This window comes from Luteimonas wenzhouensis (assembly GCF_007859305.1).
Taxonomy (GTDB): Bacteria; Pseudomonadota; Gammaproteobacteria; order Xanthomonadales; family Xanthomonadaceae; genus Luteimonas; species Luteimonas wenzhouensis.
The window spans coordinates 20377-37829 of record NZ_VOHE01000002.1 but is presented as its reverse complement, the minus strand read 5'-3'; the positions used below and the strand labels follow the sequence as shown (position 1 = coordinate 37829).

14 protein-coding genes and 2 pseudogenes are annotated in these 17453 nt (G+C 68.7%); 14 read left to right on the top strand and 2 right to left on the bottom strand.

The window, feature by feature from the left end; genetic code table 11:
• Positions 1–48: 48 nt before the first annotated feature.
• The 7 genes and pseudogenes from FQY79_RS15870 to FQY79_RS03550 form a co-directional block, all read left to right on the top strand.
• Positions 49–795: pseudogene (locus FQY79_RS15870) on the top strand (translation initiation factor IF-2); the annotation flags it as partial.
• Between the two features lie 45 nt (positions 796–840).
• Positions 841–2637: pseudogene (gene infB, locus FQY79_RS03575) on the top strand (translation initiation factor IF-2); the annotation flags it as partial.
• Between the two features lie 89 nt (positions 2638–2726).
• A complete protein-coding gene (rbfA, locus tag FQY79_RS03570) occupies positions 2727–3083 on the top strand; it encodes a 30S ribosome-binding factor RbfA (protein WP_146310904.1) in 357 nt (118 codons plus the stop codon).
• A gap of 64 nt (positions 3084–3147) precedes the next feature.
• On the top strand, positions 3148–4113 hold the full coding sequence (truB, locus tag FQY79_RS03565; protein WP_146310902.1) for a tRNA pseudouridine(55) synthase TruB: 966 nt from the start codon (positions 3148–3150) through the stop codon (positions 4111–4113).
• Between the two features lie 175 nt (positions 4114–4288).
• A complete protein-coding gene (rpsO, locus tag FQY79_RS03560) occupies positions 4289–4549 on the top strand; it encodes a 30S ribosomal protein S15 (RefSeq protein ID WP_146310900.1) in 261 nt (86 codons plus the stop codon).
• Positions 4550–4671: 122 nt separating this feature from the next.
• On the top strand, positions 4672–6780 hold the full coding sequence (gene pnp / locus FQY79_RS03555) for a polyribonucleotide nucleotidyltransferase (protein WP_146310898.1): 2109 nt from the start codon (positions 4672–4674) through the stop codon (positions 6778–6780).
• Between the two features lie 591 nt (positions 6781–7371).
• Positions 7372–8772, top strand: a complete 1401-nt coding sequence (locus FQY79_RS03550) for a replicative DNA helicase (protein ID WP_146310896.1) — start codon at positions 7372–7374, stop codon at positions 8770–8772.
• A 15-nt stretch (positions 8773–8787) separates the two neighbouring features.
• On the opposite strand, the gene FQY79_RS03545 is transcribed toward FQY79_RS03550, so the two are convergent.
• Positions 8788–9498 carry a hypothetical protein gene (locus FQY79_RS03545; RefSeq protein WP_146310894.1) on the bottom strand — a complete coding sequence of 237 codons (711 nt, stop codon included), beginning with the start codon at positions 9496–9498 and terminating at the stop codon, positions 8788–8790.
• A 137-nt stretch (positions 9499–9635) separates the two neighbouring features.
• Here FQY79_RS03545 and alr point away from each other — a divergent pair, with 137 nt between their 5' ends.
• From alr to FQY79_RS03515, 6 genes are all read left to right on the top strand, one after another.
• Entirely contained in the window at positions 9636–10775 is a 1140-nt protein-coding gene (alr, locus tag FQY79_RS03540; RefSeq protein ID WP_186759742.1) for an alanine racemase, read from the top strand.
• 31 nt (positions 10776–10806) lie between these two features.
• On the top strand, positions 10807–12276 hold the full coding sequence (locus FQY79_RS03535; RefSeq protein WP_146310885.1) for a cryptochrome/photolyase family protein: 1470 nt from the start codon (positions 10807–10809) through the stop codon (positions 12274–12276).
• A 118-nt stretch (positions 12277–12394) separates the two neighbouring features.
• A complete protein-coding gene (locus FQY79_RS03530) occupies positions 12395–13069 on the top strand; it encodes a YiaD family glycine zipper/OmpA-like lipoprotein (RefSeq protein WP_146310883.1) in 675 nt (224 codons plus the stop codon).
• A gap of 586 nt (positions 13070–13655) precedes the next feature.
• Positions 13656–14777 (top strand): Fic family protein, encoded by a 1122-nt coding sequence (locus FQY79_RS03525; protein WP_146310881.1) that lies wholly within the window; start codon positions 13656–13658, stop codon positions 14775–14777.
• A gap of 87 nt (positions 14778–14864) precedes the next feature.
• On the top strand, positions 14865–15083 hold the full coding sequence (locus FQY79_RS03520; protein WP_125076807.1) for a helix-turn-helix transcriptional regulator: 219 nt from the start codon (positions 14865–14867) through the stop codon (positions 15081–15083).
• Positions 15067–15684: a DUF6088 family protein gene (locus tag FQY79_RS03515; RefSeq protein ID WP_146310879.1), complete on the top strand. Its 618-nt coding sequence runs from the start codon at positions 15067–15069 to the stop codon at positions 15682–15684. Before FQY79_RS03520 ends, FQY79_RS03515 begins: the two co-directional genes overlap by 17 nt.
• A gap of 397 nt (positions 15685–16081) precedes the next feature.
• Here the strand turns inward: FQY79_RS03515 and FQY79_RS15555 are convergent, their stop codons facing one another.
• Positions 16082–16411: a hypothetical protein gene (locus tag FQY79_RS15555; RefSeq protein ID WP_246122992.1), complete on the bottom strand. Its 330-nt coding sequence runs from the start codon at positions 16409–16411 to the stop codon at positions 16082–16084.
• Here FQY79_RS15555 and FQY79_RS03505 point away from each other — a divergent pair.
• Positions 16398–17441: a DNA cytosine methyltransferase gene (locus FQY79_RS03505; RefSeq protein WP_146310877.1), complete on the top strand. Its 1044-nt coding sequence runs from the start codon at positions 16398–16400 to the stop codon at positions 17439–17441. The two genes, FQY79_RS15555 and FQY79_RS03505, sit on opposite strands and share 14 nt — an antisense overlap.
• Positions 17442–17453 lie beyond the last annotated feature (12 nt).

Below are 17453 nucleotides of genomic sequence, written 5' to 3'. Positions count from 1 at the left end.
TTTCCCTTGCTCACGGCGAGGGGGCGCCAAACAGAGCATAGGAACCGAATGTCGCAACAAACCACCATCCGCAAGCTCGCCGCCCTGGTCAACACGCCGGTGGAGAAGCTGCTGGAGCAGCTGTCCGAGGCCGGCATGGAGTTCAGCGACCCGGACCAGGTCGTCACCAGCACCGAGAAGGTCAAGCTGCTTGGCTTCCTGCGCCGGACGCACGGCAAGGCAGGGAAGGCAGCCGAGGCGGCGGCACCGAAGAAGATCACCCTCAGCCGCACGCGCAAGCAGGAACTGACCGTGGGCGGCGGGCGGAACAAGTCGACCGTCGACGTGGTGGTGCGCAAGAAGGTCACCCTGGTCAAGCCCGAGCTCGAGGCCGATGCCGGGCAGGCCGCGGCCACCGGCCCGGTGGACGAGGAACAGGCCGAGATCCTGCGCAAGCTCGAGGAGTCGCGCCAGCGCAACCTTGAGGAGCAGAGGCGTCTGGCCGAGGAGGACCGGCGCCGGGCCGAGGAGGCCGAGCGCAAGCGGCAGGAAGAGGAAGCCGAGCGCCAGCGCAAGGAAGCCGAGGCCGCCGCTGCCGCCGCTGCCCCGGCCGGGGAGGAACCGGCGCCTCGCAAGGCCGGCGGCCACGGCCATCCCAAGCAGCCCTCGCGCGACGAGCGCGGCGGGCACCGGCACAAGCCCAGCCGCGGTTCGCACGCGATGGTCGCCGGGGTGGAGGACGACGAGACCACCGCGCGCTTCGCCGGCCAGCTTCACCTGAGCGCCTCCGACCGCGCGCGCCGCAGCAGCAGCCGCGCCAGGACCAGGACCCGCCGCCAGGTCGAGCAGTCGCGCAGCGGCGCCGGCCCGCACGGTTTCGAGCGCCCCACCGCGCCGGTCGTGCGCGAGGTGGCGATCGGCGAGGCGATCACCGTCGCCGACCTGGCCCAGAAGCTGGCCATGAAGGGCGGCGACGTGGTCAAGGCGCTGTTCAAGATGGGCGTGATGGCCACCATCACCCAGACCATCGACCACGACACCGCGGTGCTGGTGGTCGAGGAGCTCGGCCACAAGGCGGTCGCCGCCCAGCCCGACGACGCCGAGTCCGAGCTGCTGGCGCACGTGGAGGACGTGCAGGGCGAAGCCGTCCCGCGTCCGCCGGTGGTCACCATCATGGGCCACGTCGACCACGGCAAGACCTCGCTGCTGGACTACATCCGCAGCACGAAGATCGCCACCGGCGAGGCCGGCGGCATCACCCAGCACATCGGCGCCTACCACGTCGAAACCGACAAGGGCGTCATCAGCTTCCTGGACACCCCGGGCCACGCGGCCTTTGCCTCGATGCGCGCGCGCGGCGCCAAGCTGACCGACATCGTGGTGCTGGTGGTGGCGGCCGACGACGGCGTCATGCCGCAGACGATCGAGGCCATCCAGCACGCCCGGGCGGCTGGCGTGCCGCTGATCGTGGCCATCAACAAGGTCGACAAGTCCGACGCCGATCCCGACCGGATCAAGAACGAACTGCTCGCCCACGATGTCGTGGCCGAGACCTACGGCGGCGACACCCAGATGGTGGAGCTGTCGGCCAAGACCGGGCAGGGCGTGGACGAACTGCTCGACGCGATCTCGCTCCAGGCCGAGCTGCTCGAACTGCGGGCGGTGGCCGACGGCCGCGCTTCCGGCACGGTGATCGAATCGTCGCTGGACAAGGGCCGCGGCCCGGTCGCGACCGTGCTGGTGCAGCAGGGCCGGCTCGAGCGCGGCGACTACCTCGTGTGCGGCGTGCAGTACGGCCGCGTGCGCGCGCTGTTCGACGAGACCGGATCCCAGGTCAAGTCGGCCGGCCCGTCGATCCCGGTGCAGGTGCTGGGCCTGTCGGGCGTGCCCGACGCCGGCGACGACTTCGTGGTCGTCGACGACGAGCGCCTGGCCAAGGAGGTCGCCCAGCAGCGCGAGGCCAAGCGCCGCGAACTGCGCCTGGTGCAGGCCGCGGGCAACCGCATGGAGGACATCATGGCCCAGATGGGCCAGGGCGAGGCCCAGCAGGTGCTCAACCTGGTGATCAAGGCCGACGTCCAGGGGTCGGTGGAGGCGCTGCGCCAGGCCCTCACCGGGCTGTCCAACGAGCAGATCCGCATCAACGTGATCGTCGCCGGCGTGGGCGGCATCACCGAGTCGGACGCCAATGCCGCCGCGACCGCGAAGGCGACCATCATCGGCTTCAACGTCCGCGCCGACGCGGCCGCCCGCAAGGTGATCGAGACCCACAACCTGGACCTGCGCTACTTCTCGATCATCTACGACGTGATCGACCAGGTGAAGCAGGTGGCGTCCGGCCTGCTTGGCGTGGAGATCCGTGAGGAGATCATCGGCATCGCCGAGGTCCGCGAGGTGTTCCGCAGCTCCAAGTTCGGCGCCGTGGCCGGCAGCATGGTGGTCGAGGGCGTGGTCAAGCGGAACAAGCCGATCCGCGTGCTGCGCGACAACACCGTGATCTTCGAGGGCGAGCTGGAATCGCTGCGGCGGTTCAAGGAGAACGTCGACGAGGTCCGCAGCGGCACCGAGTGCGGCATCGCGGTGCGGGCCTACAACGACGTCAAGCCGGGCGACCAGATCGAGTGCTTCGAACGCATCGAGGTGCAGCGCACGCTGTAGGCGCCGGCGGCACCGGAGGGCGTGGCCGTGGGTCCCGGTGGGACCCGGCCCGCCGGCCGGTCCCCGCGCCCAACCGGGAGCCGAACCAGATGAACAGGTCATTCCATCGCACCGACCGGGTCGCGGCCCAGCTCCGCAGGGAGCTCGGGACCCTGGTGCGCGAGGCGGTGGCCGAGCACGGGTTGCCCTCGGTCTCGGTCTCCGACGTCGAGGTCACCCGCGACCTGGCCCACGCCAGGGTCTTCGTGACCGCGCTGCAGTCCGAGCGCGCGAGCGAGGCGCTCGAGGGGCTGAAGGCGGCCGCGCCGGAGATCCGTTTCCGGCTCGCGCGCCTGGTCAAGCTCCGGCACGTGCCGGAGCTGCACTTCCATTACGACGACTCGGTCGACCGCGGCGAACGCATCGACGCCCTGCTGCGCGACCTGGGGCCCGGGCCGGCCGACTGAGCCCGCGCCGCGCGCGCCGCGTGCTGCCCGGCCCGGCCCGGCAGCGGCCACGTACACTGACCCGATGTCCCCACGACCCCGGACGAAATTCAGGAAGCTCGACGGCCTCCTGCTGCTCGACAAGCCGCGCGGGCTGAGTTCGAACCAGGCCCTGCAGCGGGTGCGCCACCTGTTCCGGGCCGAGAAGGCCGGCCATACCGGCAGCCTGGACCCGCTCGCCACCGGCCTGCTGCCGGTGTGCTTCGGCGAGGCCACCAAGATCGCCGGCGGCCTGCTCGGCGCGCGCAAGGCCTACGACACGGTGGCCCGCCTGGGCGTGGTGACCGATACCGACGACGCCGAGGGCCAACCGCTGCGCGAGCGGCCGGTGCCGCCGCTGCGGATCCCCGACATCGATGCCGCCCTGCGCGGCCTGACCGGCCGCATCCGCCAGCGGCCGCCGATCTATTCGGCGCTCAAGCGCGGCGGCGAGCCGCTCTATGCCAAGGCCCGTCGCGGGGAGCTGGTGGAGGTGGAGGAGCGGGAGGTGGACGTGCACGAGTTCACCCTGCAGTCGGCCGGCGATCTGCTCGACGACCTCCACGGGGTGCCGCCGCAGCTGCGCCTGCACGTGGAGTGCGGCTCCGGGACCTACGTCCGGGCCCTGGTCCGGGACCTGGGGGAGGCGCTGGGCTGCGGGGCCCACGTGGCCGAGCTGCGGCGGCTGTGGGTGGACCCGTTCAGGGAGCCGCGGATGTGGACCCTGGAGGAGCTCGAGGCGCTGGCGACGCGGGGCGAGCGCAGCCTGCTGGCCTGCCTGCTGCCGATAGAGCGCGGCATGGCGTCGTGGCCGCCGGTCGAGCTCGACGCCGCCCAGGCCCGGCGGCTCGGCCGCGGGCAGTCGGTGGACGGCCCGTTCCACCCGTCCGGCAGCGTGGCGGTGTACGGCCCCGACGGCCGCGCCCTGGGCCTGGGGCGGGTGGAGGACGGAACGCTGCGGGCGCAGCGCCTGTTCAGCTGGGCCGCGGCGAGTGCCCGCTCGCCGGCCTGACCTTGTCCGGACGTCCCGGAGCGGCTACACTTCCCCGGCTTTTTCCAGCACTTTTCGAACCGGCCAGGCCGTCGCCGCACGGTGGCGCCCCGGTCATCCACGACGAACCACGCGGTGCGTCGCAGCGTCCAGGACGCCGCGCCGGGTCTGCGGGTTTCGCGACTACGAGGCAACCATGTCCATCGACAACAGCAAGATCATCCAGGAACACGCGCGCGGTCCCAACGACACCGGCTCGCCGGAAGTCCAGGTCGCTCTCCTCACCGCCCGCATCGTGCACCTGACCGAGCACTTCAAGACCCACAAGAAGGACCACCACAGCCGGCGCGGCCTGCTGCAGATGGTCAACCGCCGCCGCAGCCTGCTCGACTACCTGCATCGCAAGGACCCGGCGCGCTACAGGGCCCTGATCGAGAAACTCGGCCTGCGCCGATAAAGCCGAACTCCGCCGCGGCGCAGTGATGCGCCGCGGCTCTTTCTTGGCCACGCCGGGCGCGGCCGCCCGACCGGGACAGGGGTCCTGGCCGGTCCATCGAAAGAGTCATCAAGGAAACCCAAGTGGCAAAAGTTACCAAGAGCTTCCAGTACGGCAACCAGACGGTCACGCTCGAAACCGGCGAGATCGCACGGCAGGCCGGCGGCGCGGTGATGGTCTCCTGCGAAGGCACCGTTCTGCTGGTCACCGCGGTGGCCAACAAGACGGCGCGCGAGGGGCAGGATTTCTTCCCGCTCACCGTCGACTACCAGGAGAAGTTCTACGCCGGCGGCCGCATCCCGGGCGGCTTCTTCAAGCGCGAGGGCCGCGCGACCGAGAAGGAGACCCTGATCTCGCGCCTGATCGACCGCCCGATCCGGCCGCTGTTCCCTGATGGCTTCCGCAACGAGGTCCAGATCATCGCCACGGTGATGTCGATGAACCCCGAGGTGGACGGCGACATCCTTGCCCTGATCGGCGCCTCGGCAGCGCTGTCGCTCACCGGCGCCCCGTTCAACGGCCCGATCGGCGCGGCCAAGGTCGGCTACCGCAATGGCCAGTACCTGCTCAACCCGACCACCAGCGAACTGGAGGATTCGGAGCTGGAGCTGGTGGTGGCCGGCACCGCCAACGCGGTGCTGATGGTGGAGTCGGAGGCCAACGAGCTGTCCGAGGACGTGATGCTGGGCGCGGTGATGTTCGGCCACCAGCAGATGCAGGTGGCGATCGCCGCGATCAACGAGCTGGTCGCCGAGGCCGGCAAGCCGAAGTGGGACTGGGAGCCGCCGGCGGCCAACGAGAGCCTGATCTCGGCCCTGCGCAGCGCGATCGGCGAGCAGCTGGCCAACGCTTTCCAGGTGCGCGACAAGCTCGAGCGCCGCGACGCCATCTCCACGATCAAGAAGACCATCCTCGACGCCCTCGCGCCTCAGGCCGAAGCCAACGCCTGGGAGGCGGGCGACCTGGCCAAGGAGTTCGGCGAGCAGGAATACCAGACCATGCGCAACGCGGTGCTCAAGGACCGCGTCCGCATCGACGGCCGCGCGCCCGACCAGGTCCGCCCGATCAGCTGCAAGGTGGGCGTGCTGCCGCGCGTGCACGGCTCGGCGCTGTTCACCCGCGGCGAGACCCAGGCGATCGTCGCCGTCACCCTGGGCACCGCCCGCGACGGGCAGATCATCGATTCGGTCGCCGGCGAGTACAAGGAACACTTCCTGTTCCACTACAACTTCCCGCCCTACTCGGTGGGCGAGGCGGGCCGCATGATGGGCCCGAAGCGCCGCGAGATCGGCCATGGCCGCCTGGCCAAGCGCGGTGTCGCCGCGGTGATGCCGACGATGGAGGAGTTCCCGTACACGATCCGCGTGGTCTCGGAGATCACCGAGTCGAACGGTTCGTCCTCGATGGCGTCGGTGTGCGGTTCGTCGCTGGCGCTGATGGACGCGGGCGTGCCGATCAAGGCCCCGGTGGCCGGCATCGCCATGGGCCTGATCAAGGAAGGCGACGACTTCGTGGTGCTGTCGGACATCCTCGGCGACGAGGACCACCTGGGCGACATGGACTTCAAGGTGGCCGGCACCGAGAAGGGCGTGACCGCGCTGCAGATGGACATCAAGATCCAGGGCATCACCGAGGAGATCATGAAGGTGGCGCTGGCCCAGGCCAGGCAGGGCCGCCTGCACATCCTCGGCGAGATGGCCAAGGCGCTGACCGCGCCGCGCACCGAGCTGAGCGAGTACGCGCCGCGCCTGCTGACGATCAAGATCCACCCCGACAAGATCCGCGAGGTGATCGGAAAGGGCGGTTCCACGATCCAGGCGATCACCAAGGAAACCAACACCCAGATCGACATCCAGGACGACGGCACCATCGTCATCGCGTCGGTCAACGCCGCCGCCGCCGAGGCCGCCAAGGCGCGCATCGAGCAGATCACCTCCGACGTGGAACCTGGCCGCATCTACGAGGGCAAGGTCGTCAAGATCATGGACTTCGGCGCGTTCGTGACGATCCTGCCGGGCAAGGACGGTCTGGTGCACGTGTCGCAGATCTCGAACGAGCGCGTGGAGAAGGTCTCCGACAACCTGCGCGAAGGCGACGTGGTCAAGGTCAAGGTGCTGGAAGTGGACAAGCAGGGCCGCATCCGCCTGTCGATGAAGGCGGTGCTGGAAGGCGAGGGCGTTTCGGACGAGTAAGCCGTCCGGACCCTTGGCAGTGCAACAGAAGAGCGGGCCCCGGCCCGCTTTTTTGTTGCCCCGGTTCCGACTGTTCCCCCCCGTAGGAGCGGCTTCAGCCGCGACCGATGACGTCGCACGCCATCGCGCGCGTTCCCTCGAACCTCCCGACTGCGCAGCCGTCGCGAGGCGAGCCGATGTTCCTGGTCGGGCCCTGTAGGAGCGGCTTCAGCCGCGACCGCGCAGGCCAGGGCACCGTGATCCTTCGCGGCTCCGTCGTGTTGTCCTGTTCGCGCCTCCGGAGCGGGCCACGGCCACGCGGCGGCCAGGCAGCGTGCCGTCTCCCGCTCTGGTGGACGGGTGGCGGCGTCGGTGGACCGAATGGCCCCGGATCGGGACCGGCTTTCGAAGCGGGATAGCATCCGCATCATCCCGGATGGAGACACCAGTGCAGCGCTGCGATCTCATCGCCTGAGACGACGGGCGCCTACAACTGGCGGTGTTATCCACAGCTTGTTCCGTCGCGCCTCCACAGCCGCCGCCGCTACGATGACTGCCACACAACAACGATACGGCCGCGCCGACGGCCCGTCCCTGGGAGTCACCCCGCTGATGTCCGCACGCCCCGGTTTCCGCCAGGAAGGCCGCATCGACAATCGCGTTGAACAGCTGCGCGTCCCGCCGCAGTCGGTCGAGGCCGAACAGGCCGTGCTCGGCGGCCTGATGCTGGCGCCCGAGGCGTTCGACAAGGTTGCCGACCTGCTGGCCGATGGCGACTTCTACCGCCGCGACCACCAGCTGATCTACCGCGCCATCCGCGAACTGGCCGAGAAGAACCGGCCGTTCGACGCGGTGACCCTGGGCGAGTGGTTCGAATCGCAGGGCCTGGGCGAACAGGTCGCCGGCGGCGCCTACCTCGTGGAGCTGGCCACCACCACGCCCTCGGCGGCCAACATCCGCGCCTATGCCGAGATCGTGCGCGACAAGGCGATCCTGCGCCAGCTGATCGAGGTCGGCACCGGCATCGTAAACGACGGCTTCCAGCCCGACGGCCGCGACAGCAGCGAACTGCTGGCCAAGGCCGAACAGGAAGTGTTCGCCATCGCCGAGGCCGGCGCGCGCGGACGCCAGGACTTCACCCCGGTCAACAAGGCGATGCAGGAGGCCTTCGATGTCCTCCAGACCCGCTTCGCCAGCGGCGGCGGCATCACCGGCCTGCCGACCGGCTACACCGAATTCGACGAGATGACCGCCGGCCTGCAGCCCACCGACCTGGTCATCCTCGCCGCGCGCCCGTCGATGGGCAAGACCACGCTGGCGCTGAACATGGCCGAGTACGCGGCGATGAAGACGCGCAAGGCGGTGGCGGTGTTCTCGATGGAAATGTCGGCCAGCCAGCTGGCCTTGCGCCTGATCTCCTCGGTCGGACGGGTCAACGCCACCCGGCTGCGCACCGGCCAGCTTGAGGACGAGGACTGGAGCCGGGTGACGAGCGCGATCCGGCTGATCAAGGACGCACGCATCTTCATCGACGACACCCCGGCGCTCTCGCCCGACGTGCTGCGTGCCAAGGCGCGCCGGCTCAAGCGCGAGCACGACCTGGGCCTGATCGTGATCGACTACCTGCAGCTGATGCAGGTGCCGGGCAACAGCGAGAACCGCGCCACCGAGATCTCGGAGATCTCGCGCTCGCTCAAGGCCCTGGCCAAGGAGCTGAACGTGCCGGTGATCGCGCTCTCGCAGCTCAACCGCTCGCTCGAGACCCGCACCGACAAGCGCCCGGTGATGGCTGACCTGCGCGAATCGGGCGCCATCGAGCAGGACGCGGACGTGATCATCTTCATCTACCGCGACGAGTACTACAACAAGGAAAACTCGCCGGACAAGGGCTTGGCCGAGGTCATCATCGGCAAGCAGCGTAACGGCCCGACCGGCTCGGTGAAGCTGCGCTTCTTCGGCGAGTACACCCGCTTCGACAACCTCGCCCACGACTCGGTCGGCAGCTTCGAGTAGCGCCCCGGGCGGGCGTCATGGCGGTGGAAGCGTGGCGCTGCACTCGAGCAGGGATGCCAGCACCGCGTCGGCGATCCCGGCCATCAGCCCCCGGGTGAGGGCGGCTTCGAGTTCGCCGGCGCCTTCCGGCACTGCGGCCAGCGCCACCACCTCCACCCGGTCGTACGCGCGAATCGCCAGCCGGGATTCGGCAATGCTCCGGACCGCGCCGGGCGAGTCGAAGAAGCGCATCTGCAGCGGGAACGGATCCTCGCCCTCCCGGGGGTAGGTGACGTTGGTCATCCGCGTGCGGATGACGGGGCCGTGCTCGAGCTCGACCACGTCGTACTGCAGCAGTTCCGGGACCACACTGGCGCCGGCCTGCAGGCCTGCCAACTGCTGGTGGTGTTCGTCCTCGCGAGTCCTGCCAGCCGGGAGGGTCGAGGTGGCCACGTAGACCTCGTAGGGTCCGTCGTACGCCACCCTCACCAGCGATACCGCGTTGCCGTGGAACAGCGCCGACACCCGCTGCCGGGCCTTGCCGGCCAGGGGGAACGTCGTGCAGTACACGTCGGCGAAGCGGAAGCGGCCATCCCAGGTTTCGGGAGCGACATCGACGGCGGCACCGTCGATGAAGTGGGCGTAGCCGTCCAGGCGCTGCGGCCCGGACCCGGCGGCGGCGATCAGGGGCAGGAGGGCGGAGAGCAGCAGGGCGCCCGCGCGGGCGCGCGCGTCGAATCCATTCATTCACGAGTCTCGTCCTGAGATCCGGATCCAGCCTAGCGCGAATCCGCAGTCGCGGCCAGTCAGTCCCTTGGCAGGGCCGCTAGAATCGGCTGAATGCCCGCGCCGGCACGTTGCCGGACGGGGTCGAGGAACCCCGCGTGACCACCGCCTTCACCCAGCGCCCGACCCGAATCCGCGTCGACCTCGATGCGATCTCCGACAATCTGCGCGCGATTCAAGCGCACGCGGGCGTGCCGGTGATGCCGATCGTCAAGGCCAATGCCTACGGGCACGGACTGGTGCCGGTGGCGCGGCACCTGCAGGCGCAGGGCGCGACCCGCCTGGGCGTGGCGTTCGTGGAGGAGGGCATCGCCCTGCGCGAGGCGGGCATCACCCTGCCCATCCTCGTGCTGGGCGGGATCTTCGGACCGCAGGTCGGGCTGTTCCTGCACCACGACCTCGAACTCACCGTGTCCTCCATCGCCAAGCTGCGCCAGGTGGAGGCGGCGGCCGAGGCGCTCGGGCGACGCGCGGCGATCCATCTCAAGATCGACACCGGCATGGGCCGCATCGGCGTGCGCCACGATTCGGCCGGTCCGTTCGTCGAGGCCGCGCTGGCCTCTCGCTGGTGCGAGATCCGCGGCATCTACTCGCACCTGGCCTGCGCCGACGATCCGGACTCCCCGATGACCGCACGCCAGCTCGAGCGTTTCCTCCAGGCGTGCGCGTACTTCGAGCGGGTGGGGGCGCCGATGCCGGTGCGGCACCTGGCCAACTCGGGCGGGGTGCTGCATTTCTCCGGCACCCACCTGGACATGGTGCGGCCCGGGATCCTGCTCTACGGCGTCCTGCCCGACGCGGCGTCGCGACCCGCGGTCCCGGTGCGCCCGGCGCTGTCGCTGGTGTCGCAGGTGGTGTACTTCAAGGTGGTGCGCGCCGGTGGCACGGTGAGCTACGGCGCCACCTGGACCGCGCCGGCGGACACCCGCGTGGTGACGGTCCCGATCGGCTACGGCGACGGCTGGCCCCGGGCGCTGTCCTCCCACGGCCAGGTGCTGGTGAGCGGGGAGCGGCATCGCGTCGTCGGCCGCGTGTGCATGGACCAGTTCATGGTGGCGATCGGCGCGTCGAGCGCCTGCAACGAGGACGAGGTGGTGCTGATCGGCCGCCAGGGCGACCAGGAGATCCGGGTCGAGGAGGTCGCCGCCGCCGCCGGTACCATTCCCTACGAAGTGCTGGTCCAGCTCAACGAACGCATCCCGCGCGAGTACGTGGGCGCGGATGCCTCCGCCGGCTGACGCCACCTGCCCACCGGACACGGGATCGCGCATGGCCAACGCCCTCGTCTGGTTCCGCAACGACCTCCGGCTGGCCGACCAGCCCGCGCTGGCGGCCGCGCTCGCGGCCGGGCAGGTGCCGGTCTGCGTCTACATCCACGAGCCGGAGGAGGAGGGCGACTGGGCCCCGGGCCCGGCCGCGGAGGCCTGGCGGCACTATTCCCTGGCGGCGCTGGACGCCTCGCTGCGTGCGCGCGGTTCGCGCCTGCGCATTTTCCGCGGACCGAGCCGGGCGGTGATCGAGGCGCTGGTGGCGGCCTGCGACATCGAGGCCGTGTACTGGACCCGGCGCTACGAGCCGGCGATCGAGCGCCGCGACGCCGCGATCAAGCGCGCGCTGCGCGAACAGGGCGTGCACGCGGAAAGCTTCAACGGCGCACTGCTGTTCGAACCCTGGGAACTGGCGACGAAGCAGGGCGGGCCGTACCGCGTGTTCACGCCATTCTGGCGCGCCGCGCTGGCGCACTGGCGCGCGCACCGGCTGCTCGACGCGCCCGCCTCGATCCCCGACCTGGAGGGCGATCCTGACGGCATCCGGCTCGAGACGCTCCGGCTGCCGCCCGCGCGCGACCCGGACGCGCTGCTGCGCCACGGCTGGAAGCCGGGCGAGGCCGGTGCCCATGAGGCGCTGGAGCTCTTCATCGAGGGTGCGCTGCACGGATACCGCCAGGGACGCGACCGTCCCGACCAGGTCGGCACCTCGCGCCTGTCGCCGCACCTGCACTTCGGCGAGATCGCGCCGTGGCGGATCGTGGCCGCGCTCGAGACGCAGCGCAGCGCCGCCACGTCCGCCGACATCGACGCCTTCGTGCGCGAGCTGGGCTGGCGCGAGTTCGCCTGCCACCTCCTGCACCATTTCCCGCACACGCCGGACGCGGACTTCAATCCGCGCTTCGACCGGTTCGAGTGGGCACCGCCGCAGCGCCGCCTGCTGCAGGCCTGGCGCCTGGGCCGCACCGGCGTGCCGATCGTGGATGCCGGGATGCGCGAACTGCGCGAGAGCGGCTGGATGCACAACCGCGTGCGCATGCTCGCGGCCAGCTACCTGTGCAAGCACCTGCGCCAGCACTGGCGCGAGGGCGCGCGCTGGTTCTGGCAGCACCTGGTCGACGCCGACCTGGCCAGCAACACGCTCGGCTGGCAGTGGGTGGCCGGCACCGGCGCGGACGCGGCCCCGTATTTCCGCGTGTTCAACCCGGTGACGCAGGCGGTGAAGTTCGATCCCGAGGGCCGTTACGTCGCGCGCTGGCTGCCGGAACTGGCGCGACTGCCGATGCCCGCCCGGCACGCGCCGTGGACCGCGCCGCAACTCGCGCGCAGGCTGGCGCCGGACTATCCCGCGCGCCCGGTCGTGGGGCTGGAGGAGGGGCGGGAGGCGGCGCTCGCGGCTTGGCGCGCGCTGGCGGCATCGCGGCGGGAGGAGGATCAAGGGGACGCGCCGGAGGAAGGTGCGCCAACCTGAACGGCGGCGATCCGCGTCCGATGCGCCCGCGCCGGCCGTCACCATCCGTTGCCGGATCCCATGCTGGAATGCGCGGCGAACCCAACCGGCGGGTCGTCCCCGCCCCCAGGAGTGGCACATGCGTTACAGGAACCCGATCATCGCCTCCGTCCTCGCCAGCTCGCTCGTGCTGGGTGGTTGCGCCACCTACACCGGCCAGACCAACGCGCCGGACGACCCCAACCGCACCCGCAACAACGCCCTCATCGGCGCCGGCATCGGCGCGGTGGCCGGCCTGCTCAGCGGCAGCGACGCCACCGAGCGTCGCCAGCGCGCGCTGGTGGGCGCCGGCGTGGGCGGCCTGGCCGGCGGCGCGATCGGCGCCTACCAGGACCGGCAGGAGGCCGAACTGCGTCGCCAGACCGCCGGCACCGGCATCTCGGTTGACCGCGAGGGCGACACCATCAAGCTGCACCTGCCCGACGGCGTGACCTTCGACTTCAACCGTACCGAACTCAAGCCGCAGTTCTACCCGGCGCTCAACAACGTCGCCGCGACCCTGCGCGAATACGACCAGACCATCATCGAGGTCAGCGGCCACACCGACAACATCGGCAGCGCCGCCGTGAACCAGCGCATCTCCGAGGAGCGGGCGCAGAACGTTGCCGCCTACCTCATCGGACAGGGCCTGCGCCGCGAGCGTTTCGAGGTCGCCGGCTTCGGCTACCAGTACCCGGTGGCCGACAACAGCACCGAACAGGGCCGCGCGCTCAACCGCCGCGTCGAGATCCGGATCGTCCCGCTGCGCTCCTGACCGGATCCGCCGGTCGCAGACCGGGCAGGGCCGCGCAGGCGGCCCTGCCTTTCCCGTTGGCCTCCAACAAGTCTTCGCTCAGACGGGTTCGGAGGGGGCGATGGCCGGCGCATCCGCCGGCGGTGCGTCACGGATCGTACCGGGTCGTCGCGATCCCGGCCGTGGCCGGACCGGACACGCGGAAAGGCCCGCTTGCGCGGGCCTTTCCGGTCTGAAGATGGTGGTGGGGTGGCAGCCTGCGCCAAACGACCGTTGAAAGTACGCGATACCGGCGTTCCGGCAAGTTGATAAGTCCTGCTGGCTGCTGCGAAAAGCGGGGGTTGACAGGCCAGAGGCAGCGGACGATCAAGCGGTTTTTCCCGTGGATCGGTCACCGATATGGCCGTTCAAGTTCGTATGCTTCTCTGGTCCGGTTCGATTCCGGAATCGGGAATTGAACCCGCGTCCGTCCCCCGACCAAGAGCACACCCATTCACACCCATTCCGGGGTAAGGCAGCCCGGGGTGCGGGGAATCGCACCTTCTATCGCCGCATTATATGCGGTGAATAACTTGCGCATGCGGAGAATGAAGCCCATAATCTCCGCATGAACAGCGGCGATTACAAGTACATCTGGCAGGCCAGTGACTGGCCGGACTGGCGCTTCGACCTGGCGGCGCTCGCTGGCCCTATGGCGGATGTGAGTCGTGCTCAAGGGCTCTTGCTGGGGCGTCTGGCCGACGTGGGCATGGCGCTGCGCGATCAGGCCAGCCTGGCGGCGCTCACCGAAGACGTGGTCAAGACCAGCGAAATCGAGGGCGAGCAGCTCAACGTCGAGTCCGTGCGCTCAAGCATCGCTCGCCGGCTGGGCGTCGACATCGGGGCGTTGGCTCCAGTCGATCGTCATGTCGAAGGCGTGGTGGAGATGGTGCTCGACGCCACGGTCAGCTGCGCGGCGCCGGTGACCCGCGAGCGGTTGTTCGGCTGGCACGCGGCGCTCTTTCCCACTGGTTACTCCGGCCTCTCCAGGATCAAGGTCGGCAGTTGGCGCGACGACGCCAGTGGCCCCATGCAGGTGGTCTCCGGCCCCATCGGCCGCCAGCGCGTGCATTTCGAGGCGCCGCCCGCCGATCGACTGGAGACCGAGACAGGTCGTTTCCTCGAATGGGTCAATGTGGACTCGGGTGAGCCACCGCTCGTCAAGGCGGGGCTTGCCCATCTGTGGTTCGTGACCTTGCACCCGTTCGACGACGGCAACGGCCGTATCGCCCGGGCCATCGGCGACCTGCTGTTGGCGCGCGCCGACGGCAGCCCGCAGCGCTTCTACAGCCTGTCGGCGCAGATCCAGCGGGAGCGCAAGGCCTACTACGATATTCTGGAGCGCACCCAGAAGCGGTCCATGGACGTCACCGAGTGGCTGGCCTGGTTCCTCGACACCCTGCATCGCGCCGTCGATCAGGCGCAGCACACCCTCGATGCCGTGCTGACCAAGGCACGCTTCTGGCAGCACTGGGCAGCCACACCTTTGAACGAGCGACAGGTGAAATTGCTCAACCGGCTACTCGATGGCTTTGAAGGTAAGCTCACCAGCAGCAAGTGGGCGGCGATCGCCAAGTGCTCGCCAGACACGGCGCTGCGCGACATCAACGACCTGCTCGCGCGCGGCGTGCTGCGGAAATCGAATGCGGGCGGGCGCAGTACCAGCTACGAGCTGAACGATCTCCCGTAGTAACCGCGCGTCTTCTGAATTGACTTGGCTGGCGGACCGAACAGCGCCTTCATGGACTCCTGCCAACTCATGCGGAAGGAGACCAAGATGGACGTCGTTCACCTCAATCAAAAACAACTGGCCGCCCGCTGGAGTATCAGCGAAGCCACCCTCGAACGCTGGCGTAGCGTGGGAATTGGGCCGAAATTCCTGAAACTCTGTGGTCGGGTGATTTACCGCCAAGTCGACATCGAAGCCTACGAGGAGTCGTGCCTGCAGATATCAACCAGCCAGTCTGCGGTCGTTGCCCATGGCCAAACAAACTGAGATCGTCAGCCGCTGGATCGATGCGCAGCCGGAGGGCGCCTTGCTCAGGAGCCTGGACCTGGAGCACTTGGTCAATCGCGATCAAGCGTCGCGGCAGTTGGTTCGCTTGGCACGGCATGGGCGTTTGAGGCGCGTGGCGCGCGGCATGTACGTCGCCGTGACGGCCAGCCGCTTCGGTCCAGTCCCGCCGCCCGCCGACAAACTTGTCCAGTCCCTCGCGCGCATCACGGGGCACGCCATCGTCCGTCATGGCGCGGCTGCGGCCAGTGCCCTGGGGCTGACCACGCAGGTCCCCGCCCGACAGATCTACCTGACCGACGGCCGCGCGCGGACGCTCAATCTCGGCAAGCAGGTCATCGAGATCCGCCGTGCCCCCAGGTGGATGTTGGTGCTGGGCGATAGTCTCGCCGGTGATGTCGTCAGAGCCCTTGAATGGCTTGGCCCGGACCTCGCCGAAACCACGGTCGGCAAGTTGGTTGGGCGCATCGGGCGGGATGACTGGAACGCCGTGCTCGAAACCAGGACTCACCTGCCGGCGTGGATGGTAGTGGCAATCCAGAAAGGTCTTCCCGCGTCGGCACTTGTTCCGTTTCGTCGGTAGATGTCGACAAGTACCGACGTTTCGAAACACGGCGGCATCCGACCACGGTTACAAGCGGATTGCCGGCATACCGAAAGTCCGCAGTCCGCAAGTGCGGACTGGTCAAGCAGGTTGTTCAAAATCAAGGACCTGCCATCAGACCGTGCGGGCTGGCGAGGGTTCCTGCGGGTTCGTGCGGAATGGTTCGGACTCCTGCGGGGAATCGGTGGGGCGGAACCCTGCGCCAAACCGCAGCAACTCAGCGCCTTAGAGCCGCTGCGAACTCCTGCGGAAAGGCGCGGAATCCCGGCTTCTGTTAGCAGCAATCCTATCAGTTCCTGTCGACATCGGCATTTGGCTGATGCCCCAGATCGGCCAGCCAGTTCGATTCCACCTTCCGGAATCGAATAGGCCCCTGTCATTGGCTGCGCCTACCATGATGCACCACCTTGGTGTAAAGTGGTGAAAACTGGGTGGACACCATGATGACCAAGCGAGCCAGCCGAAGGAACGACGAATCTAGGACCGTGCGCGCATCCATCAGCTTTCCGGCCGACGTGTATGCGGACTTGGAGCGAATCGCCGAAGCCAACAGGGTTTCACTGGCGTGGGTGGTTCGCCAGGCGGCGGAGCGGTATGTACGGGACGTCAAGGGCGAACCGGGCAAATCGCGCTGATTCACGTCGAACGAGGGCTGGGGGCGATGATGTGGCATTGAATCGAGAAGAACGAACATGAAGAAGACCATAGCCGCCGTCGATTTGTTTTGTGGCGCGGGGGGGCTCACGCGAGGGCTAGAAAAGGCCGGCATAGATGTGCGCGTGGGTGTGGATATCGATCCTGCGTGCGCTTATCCCTATGAGGCCAACAACGGGGCGCGATTCGAGCTCAAGTCTGTGGATCGGGTTTCCGCGAGGGAGCTGCAAGACGCGATGAATGGCGCACCGTACAGGTTGCTAGCGGGATGCGCCCCCTGTCAGCCGTTCTCCACCTACAGCCAGGGCAAGACCGACGCCTCCGACGACCGTTGGCATCTTCTCCGCCAGTTCGCCCGACTGGTTCGCGAGACCAAGCCCCATCTGGTCACGATGGAGAATGTCCCGCGTCTCGCACAACAGGACATATTCGACGAATTCGTCGCAGAACTGCGCCGACTGAAATTTCATGTTTCCTATCGGGCGGTCCACTGCGCGGACTACGGCGTTCCGCAGCAGCGCCAACGGCTCGTGCTGCTCGCGTCCCGCCTCGGCCCCATCGAAATGATTCCGCCCACGCACATGCCGGCGAGGCATGTCACGGTCCGACAGGCCATTGGCGACCTTCCCCCGATCGAGGCGGGAGAAACCCACGACCGTGATCCGCTGCACCAAGCATGCACGCTATCACCCACCAACCTGAAGCGAATCAAGGCATCGCGTCCAGGCGGTTCGTGGCGTGACTGGGACGAAGATCTCGTGGCCGACTGCCACAAGAAGGGGTCCGGCAAGACCTATCCGAGCGTGTACGGGCGGATGTCGTGGGACGAACCGGCGCCGACGATGACCACTCAGTTTTACGGCTTCGGAAACGGGCGCTTCGGGCATCCCGAGCAGGACAGGGCCATCTCGCTGCGAGAGGGGGCGATCCTGCAGAGCTTCCCGCGCGGATACAAATTCGCGAGACGGGGCGAGCCCATCTATCGCAAGACGGTGGGTCGTCTGATCGGCAATGCCGTCCCCGTGAAGTTGGGCGAAGCCATCGGCAAGAGCGTCCTACGGCACGTCGTCGAATACGGCTGAAGTTGGGTTTAG

Coding starts and splice junctions, on each gene's coding strand:
- FQY79_RS03530 (WP_146310883.1), top strand. CDS start 12,395: ATGCGTTACAGGAACCCGATCATCGCCTCCGTCCTCGCCAGCTCGCTC.
- FQY79_RS15555 (WP_246122992.1), bottom strand. CDS start 16,411: ATGGTCTTCTTCATGTTCGTTCTTCTCGATTCAATGCCACATCATCGC.
- FQY79_RS03505 (WP_146310877.1), top strand. CDS start 16,398: ATGAAGAAGACCATAGCCGCCGTCGATTTGTTTTGTGGCGCGGGGGGG.
- rpsO (WP_146310900.1), top strand. CDS start 4,289: ATGTCCATCGACAACAGCAAGATCATCCAGGAACACGCGCGCGGTCCC.
- FQY79_RS03525 (WP_146310881.1), top strand. CDS start 13,656: ATGAACAGCGGCGATTACAAGTACATCTGGCAGGCCAGTGACTGGCCG.
- FQY79_RS03535 (WP_146310885.1), top strand. CDS start 10,807: ATGGCCAACGCCCTCGTCTGGTTCCGCAACGACCTCCGGCTGGCCGAC.
- FQY79_RS03550 (WP_146310896.1), top strand. CDS start 7,372: ATGTCCGCACGCCCCGGTTTCCGCCAGGAAGGCCGCATCGACAATCGC.
- FQY79_RS03520 (WP_125076807.1), top strand. CDS start 14,865: ATGGACGTCGTTCACCTCAATCAAAAACAACTGGCCGCCCGCTGGAGT.
- FQY79_RS03515 (WP_146310879.1), top strand. CDS start 15,067: ATGGCCAAACAAACTGAGATCGTCAGCCGCTGGATCGATGCGCAGCCG.
- truB (WP_146310902.1), top strand. CDS start 3,148: ATGTCCCCACGACCCCGGACGAAATTCAGGAAGCTCGACGGCCTCCTG.
- rbfA (WP_146310904.1), top strand. CDS start 2,727: ATGAACAGGTCATTCCATCGCACCGACCGGGTCGCGGCCCAGCTCCGC.
- FQY79_RS03545 (WP_146310894.1), bottom strand. CDS start 9,498: ATGAATGGATTCGACGCGCGCGCCCGCGCGGGCGCCCTGCTGCTCTCC.